This window comes from Porphyromonas sp. oral taxon 278 str. W7784 (assembly GCF_000467855.2).
Lineage (GTDB): Bacteria > Bacteroidota > Bacteroidia > Bacteroidales > Porphyromonadaceae > Porphyromonas.
The window spans coordinates 468,861-469,165 of record NZ_KI259258.1; the positions used below are offsets into that span (position 1 = coordinate 468,861).

A 305-nucleotide genomic window follows, 5' to 3' on the forward strand; every position below is an offset into this window, starting at 1 on the left:
AATGTCCTCCTGAGAAAGCCCGCAGATAGTACCCTCGTCGTAGGGACGACGAGTGACGAACATGGGGGCTTCCGCCTCGAGGCTCCCCAAGGGACTTTCCTCCTAGAGATCCATGCTCTGGGCTACAAACCCCTGCACAAAACCCTCACCCTCACGGGTGCTCTTGACCTCGGAGAACTGCTCCTCACCGAGGAGACCAAGGAGCTCTCCGCCGTCCAAGTCACAGGCCGTCGCCCCATCATGCTCCGCAAGGCCGACCGCATGGTCTTCGATGCTACGCAGATCGCTCCCGCTGCTAGTTCGGC

General features: G+C 61.0%; 1 protein-coding gene. It reads left to right on the forward strand.

Annotated elements, in window-relative coordinates; all coding sequences use genetic code 11:
- A partial coding sequence (locus HMPREF1556_RS08760) for a carboxypeptidase-like regulatory domain-containing protein (RefSeq protein WP_021668050.1) occupies nt 1–305 on the forward strand: 305 nt, incomplete at both ends.